Annotated in this window: 6 protein-coding genes and 1 pseudogene; 6 read left to right on the top strand and 1 reads right to left on the bottom strand. The window is 73.8% G+C overall.

Features of this window, described 5'->3' with window-relative positions; genetic code table 11:
• Positions 1–68: 68 nt before the first annotated feature.
• Entirely contained in the window at positions 69–977 is a 909-nt protein-coding gene (locus ACFWI4_RS31865; RefSeq protein ID WP_387203337.1) for a putative nonproteinogenic amino acid hydroxylase, read from the bottom strand.
• A gap of 260 nt (positions 978–1,237) precedes the next feature.
• Between ACFWI4_RS31865 and ACFWI4_RS31860 the strand changes: the two genes are divergently transcribed.
• From ACFWI4_RS31860 to ACFWI4_RS31835, 6 genes and pseudogenes are all read left to right on the top strand, one after another.
• Positions 1,238–1,552 (top strand): phosphopantetheine-binding protein, encoded by a 315-nt coding sequence (locus tag ACFWI4_RS31860; protein WP_385392286.1) that lies wholly within the window; start codon positions 1,238–1,240, stop codon positions 1,550–1,552.
• Positions 1,549–2,799, top strand: coding sequence for a cytochrome P450 (locus ACFWI4_RS31855; protein ID WP_387203334.1), 1,251 nt, complete (start codon positions 1,549–1,551; stop codon positions 2,797–2,799). Before ACFWI4_RS31860 ends, ACFWI4_RS31855 begins: the two co-directional genes overlap by 4 nt.
• The gene (locus ACFWI4_RS31850) at positions 2,796–3,533 is read left to right on the top strand and encodes a thioesterase II family protein (RefSeq protein WP_385392292.1); all 738 of its coding nucleotides are present in this window, start codon (positions 2,796–2,798) and stop codon (positions 3,531–3,533) included. Before ACFWI4_RS31855 ends, ACFWI4_RS31850 begins: the two co-directional genes overlap by 4 nt.
• Before the next feature lie 146 nt (positions 3,534–3,679).
• The gene (locus tag ACFWI4_RS31845; RefSeq protein ID WP_387203331.1) at positions 3,680–6,781 is read left to right on the top strand and encodes a type I polyketide synthase; all 3,102 of its coding nucleotides are present in this window, start codon (positions 3,680–3,682) and stop codon (positions 6,779–6,781) included.
• Between the two features lie 78 nt (positions 6,782–6,859).
• Positions 6,860–12,397, top strand: a pseudogene (locus ACFWI4_RS31840) (type I polyketide synthase); the annotation flags it as partial.
• 13 nt (positions 12,398–12,410) lie between these two features.
• Complete coding sequence (locus ACFWI4_RS31835) at positions 12,411–18,974, top strand: type I polyketide synthase (RefSeq protein WP_387203328.1); 6,564 nt, start codon at positions 12,411–12,413, stop codon at positions 18,972–18,974.
• The last annotated feature ends 7 nt before the right edge of the window (positions 18,975–18,981 follow it).

Raw genomic sequence — 18,981 nt, 5'->3', positions numbered from 1 at the left:
GCGACGGGCCGGGATCCAGGGGCACCGCCCCGGATCCCGGCCCGCCGCCCGTGCCAGGGGCCGCGTTCTCACCAGACGAAGGCCTCGCCGTCGCCCCGCTTCTCGATGCAGTACCTGCGGAACGCCTGCGCCTTGGCGACCATGTCCTCGTCGCCGGTGCGCCGCGCGGCCTCCAGATACCAGTCGAACGCCGCGGTGGCGTGCGCACGCCGCTCGAAGTGGAGCGCGGCGAACGGACGGAACGCCGCCCGCATCGTCTCCGGGGTGAAGTGGCGGCCGGAGTCGATGAGTTCCTCCAGCTCCGCCGCGCCCACCTCGGGCCGCTCGGGCAGCAGCACCGGCTGTGTGGCGGGGACGTCGCCCCGGATCGCCAGCGGCTCCTCGGACTCCGCGAAGTCCAGGCACAGCGAGAGCCGGGCCGTCGTGGCGGTGCTGCGCGCGGAGTGCGGGTCGGTCGAGTGGATCTTCCACACCTCGCCGCGGCGTATGTGGTAGACGGTGTCGTTCTCGGAGTGGAGGGACTCCTCGCTGGTGCGCAGCGGGACCTGCACCCGCAGCCCCGGCTTCGCCCACTCCAGGAAGTCCACGTGCGGGGCGATGATCCCCTCGCGCAGCGCGAAGATCCGCACCCACTGGAGACGGTCCAGCGGGAAATGCGCGGCCACCAGGGACATGATGGTCGGCAGCCGCTTTCCCAGTTCCGTCAGGGAAAGGCTGCCCTCGTGCGGGCGGAAAGCGACATCGGAATCCGCGCCGCTGCCGTTGGCCAGTACATGGGACGACCAGGAACCGAAGGTGAACGTGTCGTATTCACCGCCGTATTCGTGCTCGTCCACGATGGACAGTTCCGGGCCCAGGTCGTACGAATCGATGGGCAGTACCGCGAGCCGTTCCGACTTCAGCAAGGAAATCTCCTCCAGCACATGATGGTCCGAGGCGCCCGGAAAACGCTGGGCGTTCCACCCGATCGTCACCATAATTCTTCCGAGTTGCGCAAGGCAACGAAGCACCGGAGCACCGGAGTCGAGCGATGGGGACGGCCCCGGCCTTTCTCCGCCGAACGCTCCGGCCAGGGCCCGGACCCGCCGTGCCGTCCCGTCGGCAGGACAGCCGGCTCCTGCCCGGGCCGCCCGCCCTGTCATCTCTTGCCCGGCGTTTCCCCCGCCATCTACCGTGGCAGCGCGGTGACTTCAGGCACCCGGGAATTCCCGTTCGACACAGGAAGGAAAGGCTGGAAATGAAATCTTCGCCGAAGGTGATCGACCAGCAGGACGGACAGGACGGGACACCGGAAGGAGAGGCCGCGTCCCTCGGTGCCCCGGAATCGCTCGTCGGGGAGGTCTCCGCACTGTGGGCGGCGCACTTCGGCGACCGCGAAGTCGGCCCGCAGGACGACTTCTTCGTCCTGGGCGGCAATTCGCTCACCGGAATCAAAATCATCGAGCAGGTGGCGAAGGACTACGGCGTCCAGCTGTCCGTCCGCGACTTCTACCTGGCGCAGACCCCCACCCGGGTCGCCGAACTGATCGAGCGGGCGAGGACCAGGACGTGAGGCTGACGCCGGGTCCCGCGTACGACGTCGACCTCGACCGCGTCGACCTGTTCGACCTGGACCTGTACACCTCGGGCGATCCGCACCCGGTCTGGGACGTGATGCGGGACAAGGCGCCGCTGCACCACCAAGTGCTGCCCGACGGGCGGGAGTTCTGGTCGGTGACCCGGCACGAGGACGTCTGCCGCGTGCTCGGCGACCACCGCGAGTTCACCTCCGAACGCGGCACGACCCCCACCCACGTCGGCATCGACGACCCCGCCGCGGGCAGACTGCTCACCTCCACCGACCCGCCCCGGCACACCGAGGTCCGCCGCCCGCTCGGCGCCCCGCTCACCGCCCGCGCCGTGAAGTCCTGGGAGGACTCCATCCGCGGGACGATCCGGCGCTTCCTGGAGCCGGCCCTGGACGGCGAGACCTTCGACCTCGCCGAACGCGCCCTGCTCCTGCCGGCCATGGTCACCGGCCCGCTCCTGGGCATCCCGGCCAAGGACTGGGAGGAACTCGTCCAGCTCACCGCGATGGTGACCGCCCCCTCCGACCCGCACTTCATGGTCGGCCACGAGGCCGCCACCCTGGCCATCTCCCACCACGAACTGGTCAACTACGTCACCGAGTGGGTCAAACGGCGCCGCGCGGCGGGCGGCGAGGACGACACCCTGCTCGCCCACCTCATGGGCGTCAGCGCCGGCGGCGCCCCGCTCAGCGACGAGGAGATCGCCCTCGACGGCTACAGCATCCTGCTCGGCGCCAACGTCACCACACCGCACACCGTCTCCGGCACCGTGCAGGCCCTCGTCGAACGGCCCGAACAGTTCGACAAGGCACAGGCCGACCCCACCCTCATCCCGAACCTGGTCGAGGAAGGGCTGCGCTGGACCTCGGCCGCCTGCAACTTCATGCGCTACGCCGTGGACGACATCCCCATCGCCGGCGGCACCATCCCGGCCCGCGCCGCGGTCGTCGCCTGGATCGGCTCGGCCAACCGGGACGCCTCCCTGTTCCCCGACCCGCACACCTTCGACCTCACCCGCGCCAACGCCAAACGGCACGTCGCCTTCGGGTTCGGCCCGCACTTCTGCATCGGCGCCCCGCTGGCCCGGCTGACCCTGCGGATCTTCTTCGAGGAACTGCTCCAGCACTGCGGGCCGATCGAACTCGCCGGTGAACCACAGCACCTGCGGTCCTACTTCATCGCCGGGATGACCCACCTGCCCATCGTCACGCAGAAACGAAAGACACCATGACAACCGGCCCCGCACCCGCCCCGTCGCCGTGGTTCGTCCGGCCGCCCACCACCGACCACCCGGCCCGGCTCTTCTGCTTCCCCTTCTCCGGATCGGGCGCCTCCGCCTTCAGCGCCTGGCCGGCCGCACTGGAGGACATCGAGGTCTGCCCGGTGCAGTTCCCCGGCCGAGAGAACCGGCTCGGCCACCCCCACTACGGCACCTACGAGAACCTCGCCGCCGACCTGATCGAACCCCTCACCCCGCTGCTCGACCGGCCGTTCGCGTTCTTCGCGCACTGCGCGGGCGCCCTGCCCGCCTACGAGACCGTCCTCAGGCTCGCCGAGGCCGGGCTGCCCACACCGGACTGCCTGTTCGTCTCCGGCCAGCCCGCCCCGCACGACGCCGCACGCGACCGGATGCTCACCCTGACCGAGGACCAACTGCGCGACGAGGTCGAGGCGTTCGTCCGCGGCCGGGGCATCGAACCGCGCCCCGACATGATCGACCTGGGCCTCATGGTCCTGCTCCGCGACCACGCGGCCGCCAAGAAGTACCGGCGCGAGACACCGGTCCCGGTCGACTGCCCCGTCGTCGTCGTGCACTGGCAGGACGACCAGGACGTGACCCTGGCCGATCTGGACGGCTGGCGCCGGTACGCCGACTCCGTCGAGTTCCGGGTGGTCGGCGGCGGCCACTACGACTTCATGAACGCCCCCGACGAACTGTCGAAGCTGCTGACCCGCTGGCTCTGAGCCCGCGACACCGCCCGCGTGAACCCCGTAGCCCCGCCCGCGTGAACCCCGTAGCCCCGCGGCTGTGAACCCCGTAGCCCGGCGGCCCTGAGCCCCGTGACGCCGCTCGTGCCCGCCGTACACCGAAGGAACCGGAAGGAACACTCATGAGTGGCGCAGCCACCGATGTTGCCGTGATCGGGATGTCGTGCCGCTTCCCCGGGGTGCACGGCGTGGCCGAGTTCTGGGACCTGCTGCGCGAGGGCCGGTCGACCATCGGCACGTTCCCCGGGCAGCGGGCCGCCGACGCCCGGTCGGCGTACCCGTCCCACCCGGACGCCGCCACCCTGGGCTCCGGCTCCTTCCTGGAGACCGTCGACGGCTTCGACGCCGCCTTCTTCGACACCGCCCCCGGCGAGGCCGCGGCCATGGACCCCGTGCAGCGCCTGGGCCTGGAACTCGCCTGGGAGGCCGTCGAGGACGCCGGCCTGCCCGCGAGCGCCCTGGCCGGCCGCGAGGTCGACGTCGTCGTCGGCGCCGCACCCTCCGGCTACGACCTGCTGCGCAGGAGCACCGGCAGCGACCGCGACGACCACTGGGCGGCACTCGGCTCCAGCGGCGCGCTGATCGCGAACCGGATCTCGCACCTGTTCGACGTCCGCGGCCTGAGCCTGTGCGCCGACTCGGGCCAGTCCTCCTCCCTGGTGTCACTGGCCCTGACGTGCGACCGCATCCGCGCCGGCGCCGTGGACACGGCGATCGCCGGCGGCGTCCACCTGATCGTCGACCCCGAGGCCGGAGCGGGCCTGGCGAACCTGGGCGCGCTCTCGCCCGACGGCCGCTGCTACCCCTTCGACGCCCGGGCCAACGGCTTCATCCGCGGCGAGGGCGGCGCGTTCGTCGTCCTCAAGCGCCTCGACCTCGCCGTCGCCGACGGCGACCACGTCTACGCGGTGGTCCGCGGCTGGGGCGTCAACAGCGCCGGCGCCTCCTCCCGGATGCCCGACCCCAGCCCCGCCGGGCAGGCGACGGCCGTACGCTCCGCCCTGGACCGCGCGGGCATCGGCTTCGACGACATCGACTACGTCGAGGCCCACGGCACCGGCACCCGGCTCGGCGACCCCGCCGAACTGGCGGGCCTGCGGGAGGTGCTGCGCACCAGCGGCCGCGGCCGCCCGCTGACCGTCGGCTCGGTGAAGGCCAACGTCGGCCACCTGGAACCGGCCGCGGGCATCACCGGCTTCGTGAAGGCCGCGCTCTGCCTCGACCGCGCCCACCTGGTCCCCACCCCCGGCTTCACCACCCCCGCCGTCCCCGGCTTCCACGACGACTTCGACGTCCCGCGCGCCGCGCGGCCCTGGCCCGCCGTCCCCGGCCGGCCGCGCCGAGCGGGAGTCACCTCGATCGGCATGGGCGGCACCAACGCCCACGTCGTCCTCGAACAGGCCCCCGCCCCGCACGACGAACCCCCCACCACGCGCCAGGACACGACCCCGGCCACCGCCGCCGGGGCGACCGTGCCCTGGATCCTGTCCGCCCGCTCCGAACAGGCCCTGCGCGAGCAGGCCGAGCGCCTGCACGACCTCGTCACCGCCGACCCCTCCCTGCCGCTCCCCGGGATCGGCCACGCGCTCGCCACCACCCGCACGCCGTTCGAGCACCGCGCCGTCGTCCTGGCCGACGACCGCGACCAGGCACTGGCCGGCCTCAGCACGCTCGCGGCCGGCGGCTCCGCGGCCCGCGCCGTGCGCGGCACCGCCACCCGGCCCGCAGGACCCGTCGTCTTCGTCTTCCCCGGCCAGGGATCGCAGTGGCCGGGCATGGGCCGGCGCCTGTACGCCGAGTCCCCGGTCTTCGCCCGCTCCGTCGACGCCTGCGCGAAAGCCCTCGACCCCTGGCTCGACTGGTCCCTGCTGGACCTGGTGACCGGAGCGGACACGGCACCGTCGCTGGAGCGCGGCGACGCCGTCGTCCAGCCCGCGCTGTTCGCGATGATGGTCTCCCTCGCCGCACTGTGGCGCTCGCTCGGCGTGGTCCCCGACGTGGTGGTAGGACACTCCCAGGGAGAGATCGCCGCGGCCTGCGCGGCCGGCGCGCTCGGCCTGGACGACGCGGCCCGGATCGTCGCCCTGCGCAGCCGGGCACTGACCGAACTGGCCGGCCTCGGCGGACTGAACGCCGTCGCCGCCCCCCTGGCCCGGGTCGAGGAACGCCTCGCACACTGGCCGGGACGGCTGTCCGTGGCCGCCGTCAACGGACCGGCCTCCGTGGTGATCGCCGGAGACCTCCAGGCCCTGGAGGAGTTCGCCGCCCGGGCCGCCGAGGACGGCGTCCGGGTCCGCCGCGTCAGGATCGAGTACGCCTCCCACTCCCACCACGTCGAACGCATCCGCGAGCAGGTCCTCGCGGCCGCCGCCGGCATCACCCCCCGGGAGACGGCCGTGGAGTTCCACTCCACCGTCACCGCCGCCCCGCTGGACACCCGCACACTCGACGCCGACTACTGGTACGCCAACCTGCGCTCGACCGTCCGCTTCGGCGAGGTCATCGGGAACCTGATGCGCGAACGCGGCGGCGTGTACGTGGAGATCAGCCCGCACCCCGTGCTCCAGGTGGCGATGGAGGAGGCCGCCGAGGCGCTGGCCGCCCCACCCGCGGTGGTGGGCACCCTCAGCCGCCACGACGGCAGCGCCGGCAAGGTCCTGGCGTCACTGGCCGAACTCCACGTACGCGGTGTCCCGGTGGACTGGACGGCGGCCCTCACCCCCGCCCCCACCCGCCGGACCGGCCTGCCGACCTACCCCTTCCAGCGCCGGCGCCACTGGCTGACCGCCCCCGCCGGCCCGGACACACCCACCGCACCGGAAAACGGCACGGACACACGTACCGCCGGCCCCGACTCGCCGTCGGCCGCCCGCGCCCTGGTGTGCGCCGAGACCGCCGCCCTGCTGACCGCCAAGGGCCTGACACTGACACCCGCCGAGCTCCAGACCCGGGCGGGCGAGACCTTCAAGGCCCTGGGCTTCGACTCCTCGACGGCGGTGGAGCTGCGCAACCGGCTCAACACGGCGGCCGGAGTACGGCTCCCGGCCACCGTCGCCTTCAGCTACCCCACGCCGCAGGCCCTCGCCGACCGCCTCTTCGCCCTCCTGGAGCCACCCGCCCCCGCCCCCGCCCCCGCGGAGCCGGTGGAGCCGGTGGAGAAGCCGGTCCTGGACGAGAGCAGTGACGACGATCTCTACGCCCTGATCGACCGCGGATACCTGTAGCGGCCACGCCCAGCCGCACCCGTTCTTCCAATCAACCGTTGAGGGAGGCCCCTGGTGGAGGAAGTCGACAAGCTCCGCTCCTACTTGCGACGTGCCGTCGGCGACGCGCAGGAACTGCGCGAGCGGGTGCGCGAGCTGGAGGAGTCGGCGCGCGAGCCCATCGCCGTCGTCGGGGTGGGGTGTCGCTTCCCGGGCGGGGTGACCTCACCCGAAGACCTGTGGCACCTCGTGTCCGGCGAGGTGGACGCCATGGGCGACTTCCCCGCCGACCGCGGCTGGGACCTGGAGGCGCTCTACGACCCCGACCCCGCCGCACACGGCAGGACCTACACCCGCACCGGCGGCTTCCTGCCCGAACTCCCCGACTTCGACGCGGAGTTCTTCGGCATCAGCCCGCGCGAGGCACTGGCCACGGACCCGCAGCAGCGGCTGATGCTGGAGACGACGTGGGAGGCCCTGGAACGGGCGGGCATCGACCCGGCCGCTCTGCGGGGCTCGGCGACCGGCGTGTTCACCGGCCTGTACGGCGTCGACTACGGCCCCCGGGTCGGCGGCGCCGCGGCCGGCGAGGTGGAGGGCTTCCGGCTCACCGGCACCTACCTCAGCGTGGCCTCCGGCCGCGTCGCCTACGTCCTTGGCCTGGAGGGCCCGGCCGTCTCCACCGACACCGCCTGCTCCGCCTCCCTGGTCGCCGTCCACCAGGCCGTACGGTCCCTGCGGTCGGGGGAGTGCACGCTCGCGCTGGCCGGCGGCGTCTCGGCGCTGCCGTCCCCGGGGATGTTCGTGGAACTCGCCCGGCAGCGGGGCCTGTCGGAGGACGGCCGCTGCAAGGCCTTCGCGGACGCGGCGGACGGCACCGGCTTCTCCGAGGGCGCCGGCGTCCTGGTCCTGGAACGCCTCTCCGACGCCCGCCGCAACGGACGCCGGATCTGGGGCGTGATCCGCGGCTCGGCCATCAACCAGGACGGCGCCTCCAACGGCCTGACCGCGCCGAACACCCTGGCACAGCAGCGGGTCATCCGGGCCGCCCTGGCCGACGCCGGACTCTCGGCCGCCGACGTCGACGCGGTCGAGGCCCACGGCACCGGCACCCGGCTCGGCGACCCCATGGAGGCCGAGGCCCTGCTCGCCACCTACGGCCAGGACCACGACACCCAGGACCCCTTGTGGCTCGGCTCGCTGAAGTCGAACATCGGCCACACCCAGGCCGCAGCCGGCGTCGGCGGCGTCATCAAGATGCTCATGGCGATGCGCCACGGCGTGCTGCCCCGCACCCTGCACGTCGACCGCCCCTCCACCCACGTCGACTGGTCGGCCGGAGCCGTGGAACTGCTGACCGAGGCCCGCGACTGGACCACCGCCGACGGCCGGCCCCGCCGCGCGGGCGTCTCCTCCTTCGGCATCAGCGGCACCAACGCCCACCTGATCCTCGAACAGGCCCCCGCCGCCGCAGCCGCGGAGCCGGACCGCTCCTCGGCCCCGGACACCGCGCGGCCCGCCACCGGACCGGCCGTTCCCTGGGTGCTCTCGGCCCGCTCGGAACAGGCCCTGCGCGAGCAGGCGGCACGCCTGCGCGAGCACGTCGCCGCCGACGCCGGACTGACGGCCGCGGACGTGGGACACGCGCTGGCACGCACCCGGTCCCTGTTCGAACACCGCCAGGTCGTCATCGGCGCCGGCCGGGACGAACTCCTCACCCGCCTCGCCGACGTCGCCGCGGGACAGGAGACCGCCTCCGGCGCGGTCTCCGGCCTCGCCGCACCGGCCGGCAGGACCGTCTTCGTCTTCCCCGGCCAGGGCGCCCAGTGGATCGCGATGGGCCGCGAACTCATGGACACCTCGCCCGTCTTCGCCGCCGAACTGCACGCCTGCGCCAAGGCGCTCGAACCATGGGTGTCCTGGTCGCTGATCGACACCGTGTGCGGCGGACCCGCGTCGGCCGACCTGGAGGACATCGACGTCGTCCAGCCGGTGCTGTTCGCGGTGATGGTGGCGCTCGCACAGGTGTGGCGCTCGCTCGGGGTCACCCCCGACGTGGTCATCGGCCACTCCCAGGGCGAGATCGCCGCCGCCTACGTCGCCGGCGCCCTGACCCTCGAGGACGCCGCCAGGATCGTGGCCCTGCGCTCCCGCCTGCTGGCCACGGTCACCGGGCAGGGCAGCATGGCCGGCATCCTGCTGCCCGAGGACCGCGTACAGCGGCTGATCGCCGGCCAGGAGTCCCGCATCGCCATCGCCGCCGTGAACGGACCCAACTCCACCACCGTCTCCGGCGAGAGCGCCGCCGTCCGGGAACTGGTCACCGCCTGCCAGGCCGAAGGCGCCCGCGCCCGGCTCATCAAGTCCAGCGTCCCCGGCCACTCACCGCTGATGGACCGCTTCGACGGCCGCCTCCAGCAGGAACTCGGCCCCGTCACCCCCCGGCCCACCCCGGTGACGATCTACTCCACCGTCACCGGCCACCCGATCGACCCCCTCGACCTGGACACCGGCTACTGGTACCGCAACCTGCGCCGCCCGGTGCAGTTCGCCGCCGCCATGGGACGCCTGGTCGAGGCGGAGCCCGACAGCACCGTCGTCGAACTCAGCCCCCACCCGCTGCTCGTGATGACCGTCCAGGAGATGTTCGACGCCACCCCCGGCGCCACCGGACACGTCGTGGGTTCCCTGCGCCGCGACGAGGGCGGCCTCGACCGCCTCTACCGGTCCGCCGCCGAGGCCTTCGTCGCCGGCACCGCCGTCACCTGGGACGCGGCCTTCCCGGACACGGACGGACCGTACGCCGAACTGCCCACGTACGCCTTCCAGCGCCGGCGCTACTGGCTGGACACCCCCGCCGAGACCACCGCCGCGAGCACGTCGGACCACCCGCTGCTCGACACCGTGATCGACCTGCCCGGCGACGGCGACGGCGGCCGCGGGGGAGTGGTGGGCGGCGGACGCCTGTCACCCGAGCGCCACCCCTGGCTCGCCGACCACGTCGTCCACGGCACCGTCCTGGTGCCCTGGGCGGCCCTGGCCGACCTCGCGGCCTGGGCGGCCCACCGCACCGGCCACGACACCGTCGGCGAACTCACCCTGGAAACCCCGCTGGTCCTCTCCCGCACCACCGAACGCGAGATCCGCGTCCTGGCCGACGGCACGGGCGCGATCAGCATCCACTCCCGCGCCGACGGCGACGGCCCCTGGACCCGCAACGCCACCGGAACCGTCGCACCCGGCACCGCACCGGCCCCCGCCCCTGACGCCCTCACCGCATGGCCGCCCCCGGGCGCCACCCCGGTGCCCCTCGACGACCAGCACACCGCCCTCTCGGCCCTCGGCCTCACCCACGGCCCCCTGCTGCGCGGCACCCGGGCACTGTGGCGCAAGGGCGACACCCTGTTCGCCGAGGCCGAACTGCCCGCACCCGACGGCGGCGACCACAGCCGCTACGCCATCCACCCGGCCCTGCTGACCGCCGCACTCCTGCCGGCCGCCCTGACCGGACCCACCGGCACCCCCCGGACCCAGGGCCTGCTGCCCCACCACTGCACCGGACTGCGCCTGGGCTCCGCCCGCCCGGCCGCCCTGCGCGTACGCCTGGCCCCCGCCGGGGAGGACACCGTGTCCGTCACCCTCGCGGACGACAGCGGGACACCGCTCGGCGCCATCGCCTCGCTGAGCCTGCGCCCCGCGGACGCCGGCCAACTCGCCGCACTGGGCTTCGACCACCACGACGCCCTCTACCAGGTGCAATGGGCCCCCGTGCCCGTTCCCCCCGGACCGCCGGCCGGCCACTGCACCCAGCTGACAGCCGACGGACCGGCCCGCACCGGCCTCGCCGAACTCGCCGCGTCCGCCGCGCAGGCACCCCCCGTCGTCATCGCCCGCCTCGACGAGACCGGCACCCCTGGCACCGGCACACCCGCCACCGCCGAACACCACCTGCACCGGGTACTGCGCTGGACACAGGACTGGCTCGCCGACGAACGGTTCGCCGCCTCCCGCCTGGTCCTGGTGACCCGCGACGCCTTCCACGACGACCAGGTCGCCCACGCCGACCCCGCCGCCACCGCGGTCTGGGGCTTCGTACGCACCGCACAGTCCGAGAACCCGCAGCGCTTCACCCTGATCGACACCGACGGCCGCCCCGAGTCCCTGGCCCTCCTCCCGGCGGCCGCCGCGACCGGCGAAGCCCAGCTCAAGATCCGGGCCGGCCACGTCAGCACCCCCCGCCTGGCCCACGCGAACCCCGCACCGTCCCGCGACAGGACACCGCAGCCGGCCGGCCTCGGCTCCGGCACCGTCCTGATCACCGGCGGCACCAGCGGCCTCGGCGCGATCCTGGCCCGCCACCTCGCCGAACACCACGGAGTACGCCGCCTGCTGCTGACCAGCAGGCGCGGCCCCGACGCCCCCGCCGCCACCGCACTGCGCGCGGAGCTGGCCGCGGCCGGCGCCCACACCGACATCGTGGCCTGCGACGTCACCAGCCGCGACGCCGTCGCCGACCTGATCGCCGCCGTCCCCGCCGAGCACCCGCTGACCGCGGTCGTCCACTGCGCCGGCGTCCTGGACGACGGCATCGTCCAGGCCCTGACCGAGGACCGTCTCGACGCGGTCCTGGCACCCAAGGTCCGCGGCGCCTGGCACCTGCACGAACTGACCGAACACCTCCCGCTGTCCGCGTTCGTGCTGTTCTCCTCCGTCTCCAGCGTCCTGGGCACCCCCGGACAGGCCAACTACGCCGCCGCCAACGCCTTCCTCAACGGCCTCGCCGAGACCCGCCGCGGCCACGGCCTCGCCGCCTCCGCCCTGTGCTGGGGCTTCTGGGCCGAACGCAGCGACATGAGCGCCGGCCTCGGCGAGGCCGACGTCGACCGCATGCGCCGCCAGGGCGTCAGACCGCTCTCCTCGCACGAAGGGCTCGCCCTCTTCGACGCCGCCCTCGGGTCCGACGAACCGGTCCTCGTGCCCGCCCTGCTCAACCTGGCGGCCACCGGCACCGCCCAGGCCGGCCAGATGGCCTCCCCGCTGCTGCGCACCCTCGCCCGCACCGCCGGACCCGAGGGCCCCGACGCCCCCGGGACCGCGGACGTACCCCTGGAACAGCGGCTGAGGTCACTGCCGGCGGACGAGGCACAGTCACTGCTGCTGGACACCGTACGGGCCCAGACCGCACTGGTCCTCGCCCACGCCGACAGCGGACGGGTCGGCCCCACCGCGACGTTCAAGACCCTCGGGATCGACTCCCTCACCGCCCTGGAACTGCGCAACAAACTGGCGGCGGCCACCGGCCTGAAACTGCCCGCCACCCTCGTCTTCGACCACCCGACCCCCACCGCCGTCGCCCGCTTCCTGGGCACGCGCATCACCCCGGACCCCGCCGCCGCACCGCCGGCACCCGCCGATCACCTGGTCAAGGAGATCGAGGAACTCGGCGCCCGGATCGAGGACACGCTGCGCACGCTCGCGGAGCGGGACCGGACCACCATTTCCACGCTGCTCGGCACCTTGCAGGGCCGGGTCCGCCCGACGGCGGGCGACGACGGCCCGCCCGCCGCCATCGTCGGCCAGATCGGCGCGGCCTCGGCGGGAGAGCTTCTCGCGCTGCTCGACAAAGAGCTCGGCTAGGGGAAAGAAAGCGATGACAAACGACAACAACGCCGAGGTGCTCGACTACCTCAAGCGCACCTCGATCGAACTGATCGAGACCCGCAGACGCCTTCAGGAACTGACCGACACCGCCGCCGAACCCATCGCCGTCGTGGGCGCCGCCTGCCGCTACCCGGGCGGAGTCACCTCCCCCGAGGACCTGTGGGAACTCGTACGCCAGGGCGCGGACGTCGTCGGCGACTTCCCCGGCGACCGCAACTGGAACCTCGACACCTTCTACGACCCCGACCCCGACCACCCCGGCACCTGCTACACCCGCAAGGGCGGATTCCTCTACGACGCCGGTGACTTCGACGCCGAATTCTTCGGGATCAACCCGCGCGAGGCCCTGTCCGCCGACCCGCAGCAGCGTCTCCTGCTGGAAACCTCCTGGGAGTGCGTGGAACGGGCCGGCATCGACCCCGAGTCCCTGCACGGCAGCGACACCGGAGTGTTCGCCGGACTCGCCTACTTCGGCTACGGCAACCACTTCACCACCCCCGAGGCCATCGCGGGCTACGCCCAGACCGGCTCCCTGCTGAGCGTGGCCTCCGGGCGCATCGCGTACGCGCTGGGCCTCGAGGGACCGGCCCTGTCCACCGACACCGCCTGCTCCTCCTCCCTGGTCGCCGTCCACCAGGCGGTGCAGTCGCTGCGGCAGGGCGAATGCACGCTGGCCCTGGCCGGCGGCGTCACCGTCGTCGGGATGCCCCAGGTGTTCCGGGAGATGTCCAAGCAGCGCGGCCTGTCCGTCGACGGCCGGTGCAAGGCTTTCGCGGACGCCGCGGACGGCACCGGCTTCGCCGAGGGCGTCGGCATGCTCGTCCTGGAACGGCTCTCCGACGCCCGCCGCAACAACCGCCGGATCTGGGGCGTGATCCGCGGCTCGGCCATCAACCAGGACGGCGCCTCCAACGGCCTGACCGCCCCCAGCGGCCCCGCACAGCAGCGTGTGATCCGCGCCGCCCTGGCCAACGCCCGCCTGGGCACCGGCGACGTCGACGCGGTCGAGGCCCACGGCACCGGCACCACCCTCGGCGACCCCATCGAAGCCGGCGCCCTGCTCGCCACCTACGGCCAGGACCGCGACACCCAGGACCCGTTGTGGCTGGGCTCGCTGAAGTCGAACATCGGCCACACCCAGGCCGCAGCCGGCGTCGGCGGCGTCATCAAGATGCTCATGGCGATGCGCCACGGTGTGCTGCCCCGCACCCTGCACGTCGACCGCCCCTCCACCCACGTCGACTGGTCGGCCGGATCCGTGGAACTGCTGACCGAGGCCCGCGACTGGACCACCGCCGACGGCCGGCCCCGCCGCGCGGGCGTCTCCGCGTTCGGGGTCAGCGGCACCAACGCCCACGTGATCCTGGAACAGGCGCCCCCCGAGGACGACGAGGACGACGAGGACCACCCGCCCCACTGCCAGGGCACCCCGGTGCCCTGGGTGCTGTCGGCCCGCTCACGGCAGGCACTGCGCGCCCAGGCACGCAGCCTGCACGACGCCGTCGCCGCCCAGAGGGACCCCGACCTCCTGGCCACCGGCTGGTCACTGCTCTCCGGCCGCACCCGCTTCGAGCACCGCGCCGTCGTCCTCGGCCACGACCGCGACGAACTGCTCGACGCCCTCCAGGCACTGAGCCAGGACAAGGACAGCACCACCGTCGTACGCGGCACGGCCGGCGAAACCGGCGACCTCGTCTACCTGTTCCCCGGCCAGGGCTCACCCTGGGCGGGCGCCGCACGCCGGCTGTACGACACCTACCCCGTCTTCGCGCGGAGCCTCGACGAGATCTGCGCCCGCTTCGACACCCACCTGCCCCACCCCCTCAAGCCCCTCCTGCTCGCCGACGAACCCGCCGGCACCGACCGCACCGACATCGCCCAGCCCGCCCTGTTCACCCTCCAGGTCAGCCTCTACCGGCTCCTCACCCAGTACGCCCCGAGACCGGCCCGGCTCATCGGCCACTCCGTCGGCGAGATCGCCGCCGCCCACGTCTCCGGCGTCCTGGACCTGGACACCGCGACCCGCCTGGTCGCCGCCCGCGGACGCCTCATGCAGACGGTCACCGAACCCGGCGCCATGCTCGCCGTCCGCACCTCGCACCAGCACATCGCCCCCCTCCTCGACGGCTACGACCGGATCGCCGTCGCCGCCGTCAACGGCCCCGAGTCCGTGGTCGTCTCCGGCCTGCGCGACCAGATCCACGCCCTGCGCGAGAAGCTCACCGCCGACGGGATCTCGGCCAAGCTCCTCCCGGTCGGCCACGCCTTCCACTCCCCGCTGATGGACCCGATCCTCGACGCGTTCGCGGCCGAGCTCGGCGACCTGCCCGACGGCGAGATGACCATCCCCCTCGTCTCCACCCGCCTGGGCCGCCCGGCCACGCTCCAGGAGCTGACCTCCGCCCGCTACTGGGCCGACCACGTCCGCGACCCCGTGCGCTACTGGGACGCGGTGGACAGCGCCCGCGCCACCGGCGCGGGCGTCTTCGTGGAGGTGGGACCCGGCGCGACCCTCACCGGCATCACCAGGGAAGCCCTCGCCGGCGAGGGCGCGCACGACATCCTCGTCGTCCCGGCGTCACGGCGCGACCGACCCGCCCCGCAGGCTCTGCTCGGCGCACTGGCCCACCTGCACGTGCACGGCGTCCCGGTGGACCTCGCCGCCCTGACCGGCCCCCGCCGCACCGTCGACCTGCCCACCTACGCCTTCCAACGGCAGCGCTACTGGCTGGACTTCCTCGCCGGGACCGGCACCGCCGACCTCACCTCCGCGGGCCTCACCGCCCCCGCGCACCCGCTGCTCGGCGCCGTGGTCGACCACCCCGGCACCGGCGAGCTCGTCCTCACCGACCTGTGGTCCCTGCGCACCCACGGCTGGCTGGCCGACCACAGCGTGTTCGACACCGTCGTCGTCCCCGCGACCGCCTGCCTGGACCTGGCCCTGTCGGCCGGCGCCCACGCCGGCTGCGACACCGTCGAGGAACTCACCCTGGCCGTCCCCCTGATCCTGCCCGACACCGGCGACCTGCGGATACGCCTCGTCGTCGGCGCGGCCGACGACAGCGGACGCCGCTCGCTCGACCTGTACGCACAGCCGGGCGAGGACACCCCCGACCAGGGCGGCTGGATTCGCCACGCGAGCGGGACCCTGGCCCCCGCCACCCCACCGGCGGCCACCCCCGCCACCGGCCCGCTCGCCGTCTGGCCGCCCGCCGGAGCACAGCGGCTCGACATCAGCGGCCTCTACGACCGGTTCGCGGACGCCGGATTCGACTACGGCCCGCTCTTCCGCGGCCTGCGCGAGGTCTGGCGGCACGGCGAGGACCTCTTCGCCCTGGCCACCCTCCCCGACACCACCGACCCCACCGCCGGCGGCGCCTTCGCCCTCCACCCGGCCCTCCTCGACACCGTCCTGCACGCGTCCGTGGCCGGCGGCATCATCGAGGTCACCGGCGAACAGGGCCGCATGCCCTTCGCCTGGTCCGGCGTGCACCTGACCGGAACGTGCACCCCCACCGTCCGGGTCCGCCTCTCCCCGGCAGGCCAGGACGCCGTCTGTCTGGAGATCGCCGACGAACACGGCCGCCCGGTCGCCACCGCCGCCACACTCGCCTTCCGCCCCGCGAGCGCCGCACAGGTCCGCACCGCCCCCGGCCGGCAGCAGCCGCTGTACGAACTGCGCTGGCGCCCGGTCACCGACGCCGGGCACGAGACCCGCCCGGGGGAGTGGGCCGTCCTCGGCCGCCCCGACGGCCTGGCCGCCCGGATCACCGCCGCGAACGGCGGACAGGCGATCCGCCACGGCTCGCTGGACGAGGTCCTCGCGGGCCGGCCACCACGCCACCTCGTCCTGGCCCTGGACGACCTCCTGAACCCCGGCCCCGACCTCCTCACCACCGTCGCCGACGCCGGCAAACAGGTCCTGGAACAGGTCCAGCGCTTCCTCGCCGAGGACACCCTGGCCGCCACCACCCTGGTGGTCCTCACCCGCCAGGCCGTCGACACCGGAGGCGGCGAACACCTCGACAGCCTGCCCGGCGCCTCCGTCTGGGGCCTGATCCGCTCCGCCGCCACCGAACACCCCGGCCGATTCCGGCTGCTGGACCTCGACGACACCGACACCTCCCTCACCCGCCTGCCCGCCGCACTCGCCTGCGACGAGAACCAACTCGCCCTGCGCGACGACACATTGCTCATCCCGCGCCTGGCCGAGGCCCGCCCCGCCGAGCACCGCCTGCAACCGGCGCCCGCCGGCGCCCACCGCCTGGGCATCCAGGACAGGGGCACGCTGGAGAACCTCACCTGGATCCCCTGCCCCGAGGTCCAGGCACCCCTGACATCAGGTCAGGTCCGTATCGCCGTCCAGGCCGCCGGACTCAACTTCCGCGACGTCACCATCGCCCTGGGCCTGGTGGACCGCACCGCCATCGACGCCGGACTCGGCAGCGAAGGCTCCGGCACCGTCCTCGAAGTCGCCGACGACGTCACCGAGTTCACCCCCGGCGACCGCGTGACCGGCATCTTCAGCGGCGCCTTCGGACGCACCGCCGTGGCCGACCACCGCCTGCTCGTCCCCGTCCCCGACGGCTGGACCCACGCCGAGGCCGCGTCCGTGCCCTGCACCTTCCTCACCGCCTACCACGGCCTCGTCCGCGTGGCCGGCCTCACCAAGGGCCGAAGCGTCCTCATCCACGCCGCGGCCGGCGGCGTCGGCATGGCCGCCGTCCAGCTCGCCCGCCACCTCGGCGCCGAGGTCTACGCCACCGCGAGCCCCGCCAAATGGCCCGCCCTCAAGGCCCTCGGACTCGACGAGTCCCACCTGGCGTCCTCCCGCGACCTTCGGTTCGCCGAGAAGTTCCTGCACACCTCCGGCGGCCGCGGCGTCGACGTCGTCCTCAACTCCCTCGCCCACACCTTCGTCGACGCCTCCCTGACCCTGCTCCCCGGCGGCGGCCACTTCGTCGAGATGGGCAAGACCGACATCCGCGACCCCGAACAGATCGCGGCCGCCCACCCCGGAGTCCACTACCGGCCCTTCGACCTCTACGAGACCGGACCCGACGCGATCCAGGACATGTTCCGCACCGTCATGGACCTGTTCGCCGACGGCCGCATCGAACTCCCCCCGCTCCGCCTGCGCGACATCCACGACGCGCCCGCGGTCTTCCGCGAGATGAGCCAGGGCCGCCACACCGGCAAACTCGTCCTCGACATCGGCGACGGCCTCGGCGGCGGCACCGTCCTGATCACCGGCGGCACCGGGGGAGTGGGCTCCCTCGTCGCCCGCCACCTCGTCACCCGGCACGGCGTACGCAGCCTCCTCCTCGCCAGCCGCAGCGGCCCCGCCGCCGACGGCGTCGCCGACCTCGTCGCCGAACTCCAAGACGCCGGAGCGCACGTCCAGGTCGCCGCCGTCGACGTCGGGGACCGCGCCGCGGTGGCGGACCTGCTCACGACCCTGCCCGGCCGCCACCCGCTGACCGCCGTCGTGCACGCCGCCGGCGCCCTCGCCGACGGCACCGTCGAATCCCTGACCGCCCACAGCGTCGACCACGTCCTCGCCGCCAAGGCCGGCGGCGCGATCAACCTCCACGAACTGACCCAGGACCACCACCTGTCGGCGTTCCTCCAGTTCTCCGCCCTCGCCGGCACCCTCGGCACCGCGGGACAGGCCAACTACGCCGCCGCCAACGCCTTCCTGGACGGCCTCGCCGCCCACCGCAGGACCCGCGGCCTGCCCGGCACCTCCCTGGCCTGGGGCTGGTGGGAACAGAGCAGCGGCATGACCGGCGAACTCGACGCCGCCGACCTCTCCCGGCTGCGCCGCACCGGCATCGCCGCCATGCCGACCCCCGACGCCCTGGCCCTCCTCGACACGGCCCGCACCAACGGCGCGGCGGCCCTCGTCCCGGCCCACCTGGACCTCACCGCCCTGCGCGAGCAGGACACCGCCCAGGTGCCGCCCCTGCTGCGCGACCTCGCCGAAACCGGCCGCCCCCGCCGCACCAGGGCCGCCACCGCCCAGGACACCGGCCCGGCCGCACTGCCCGCCCGCCTGAGCGGCCTGCCCGCCGACCAGGCACGGACAGCCGTCCTGGAATGGGTCCGCGACCAGGTCGCCGTCGTCTTCGGCCACACCTCCGGCGCGAAGGTCGACCCCGACGAGGCGTTCACCCGGCTCGGATCCGACTCCCTGATCGCCGTCGAACTCTGCAACCGCCTGAACGCCTCCACCGGTCTTCGACTGCCGTCCACCATCGTGTTCAGTTACCCGACACCACGCGAACTGAGCGACCACATCAGCGACCTGCTGCGCCCCGAAGCCACCGGCGAACCGGACCGGGCGGACGAGGACGCGGCGATCCGCGAACTGCTGCGGACCGTCTCCATCGACAGCCTGCGCGACGCGGGCGTCCTCGACCAGGTCCTGGCCTGCGCCACCACCCCCGCGACCCACACCCCCGCCCCGGCGGCCGACGAGGCGGCCGGCGCGGAGGAACTGTCGGACCTGGATCTCGAAGCACTGGTCGACCTGGCCCTGGAAGAGAAGTAGTTGACCT

The sequence above is a fragment of the Streptomyces sp. NPDC127038 genome (assembly GCF_042725875.1).
GTDB lineage: Bacteria > Actinomycetota > Actinomycetes > Streptomycetales > Streptomycetaceae > Streptomyces.
The sequence above is the reverse complement of the archived record's forward strand: the minus strand, read 5'-3'. Positions and strand labels throughout refer to the sequence as shown.

Coding starts and splice junctions, on each gene's coding strand:
- ACFWI4_RS31865 (WP_387203337.1), bottom strand. CDS start 977: ATGGTGACGATCGGGTGGAACGCCCAGCGTTTTCCGGGCGCCTCGGAC.
- ACFWI4_RS31860 (WP_385392286.1), top strand. CDS start 1,238: ATGAAATCTTCGCCGAAGGTGATCGACCAGCAGGACGGACAGGACGGG.
- ACFWI4_RS31850 (WP_385392292.1), top strand. CDS start 2,796: ATGACAACCGGCCCCGCACCCGCCCCGTCGCCGTGGTTCGTCCGGCCG.
- ACFWI4_RS31845 (WP_387203331.1), top strand. CDS start 3,680: ATGAGTGGCGCAGCCACCGATGTTGCCGTGATCGGGATGTCGTGCCGC.
- ACFWI4_RS31835 (WP_387203328.1), top strand. CDS start 12,411: ATGACAAACGACAACAACGCCGAGGTGCTCGACTACCTCAAGCGCACC.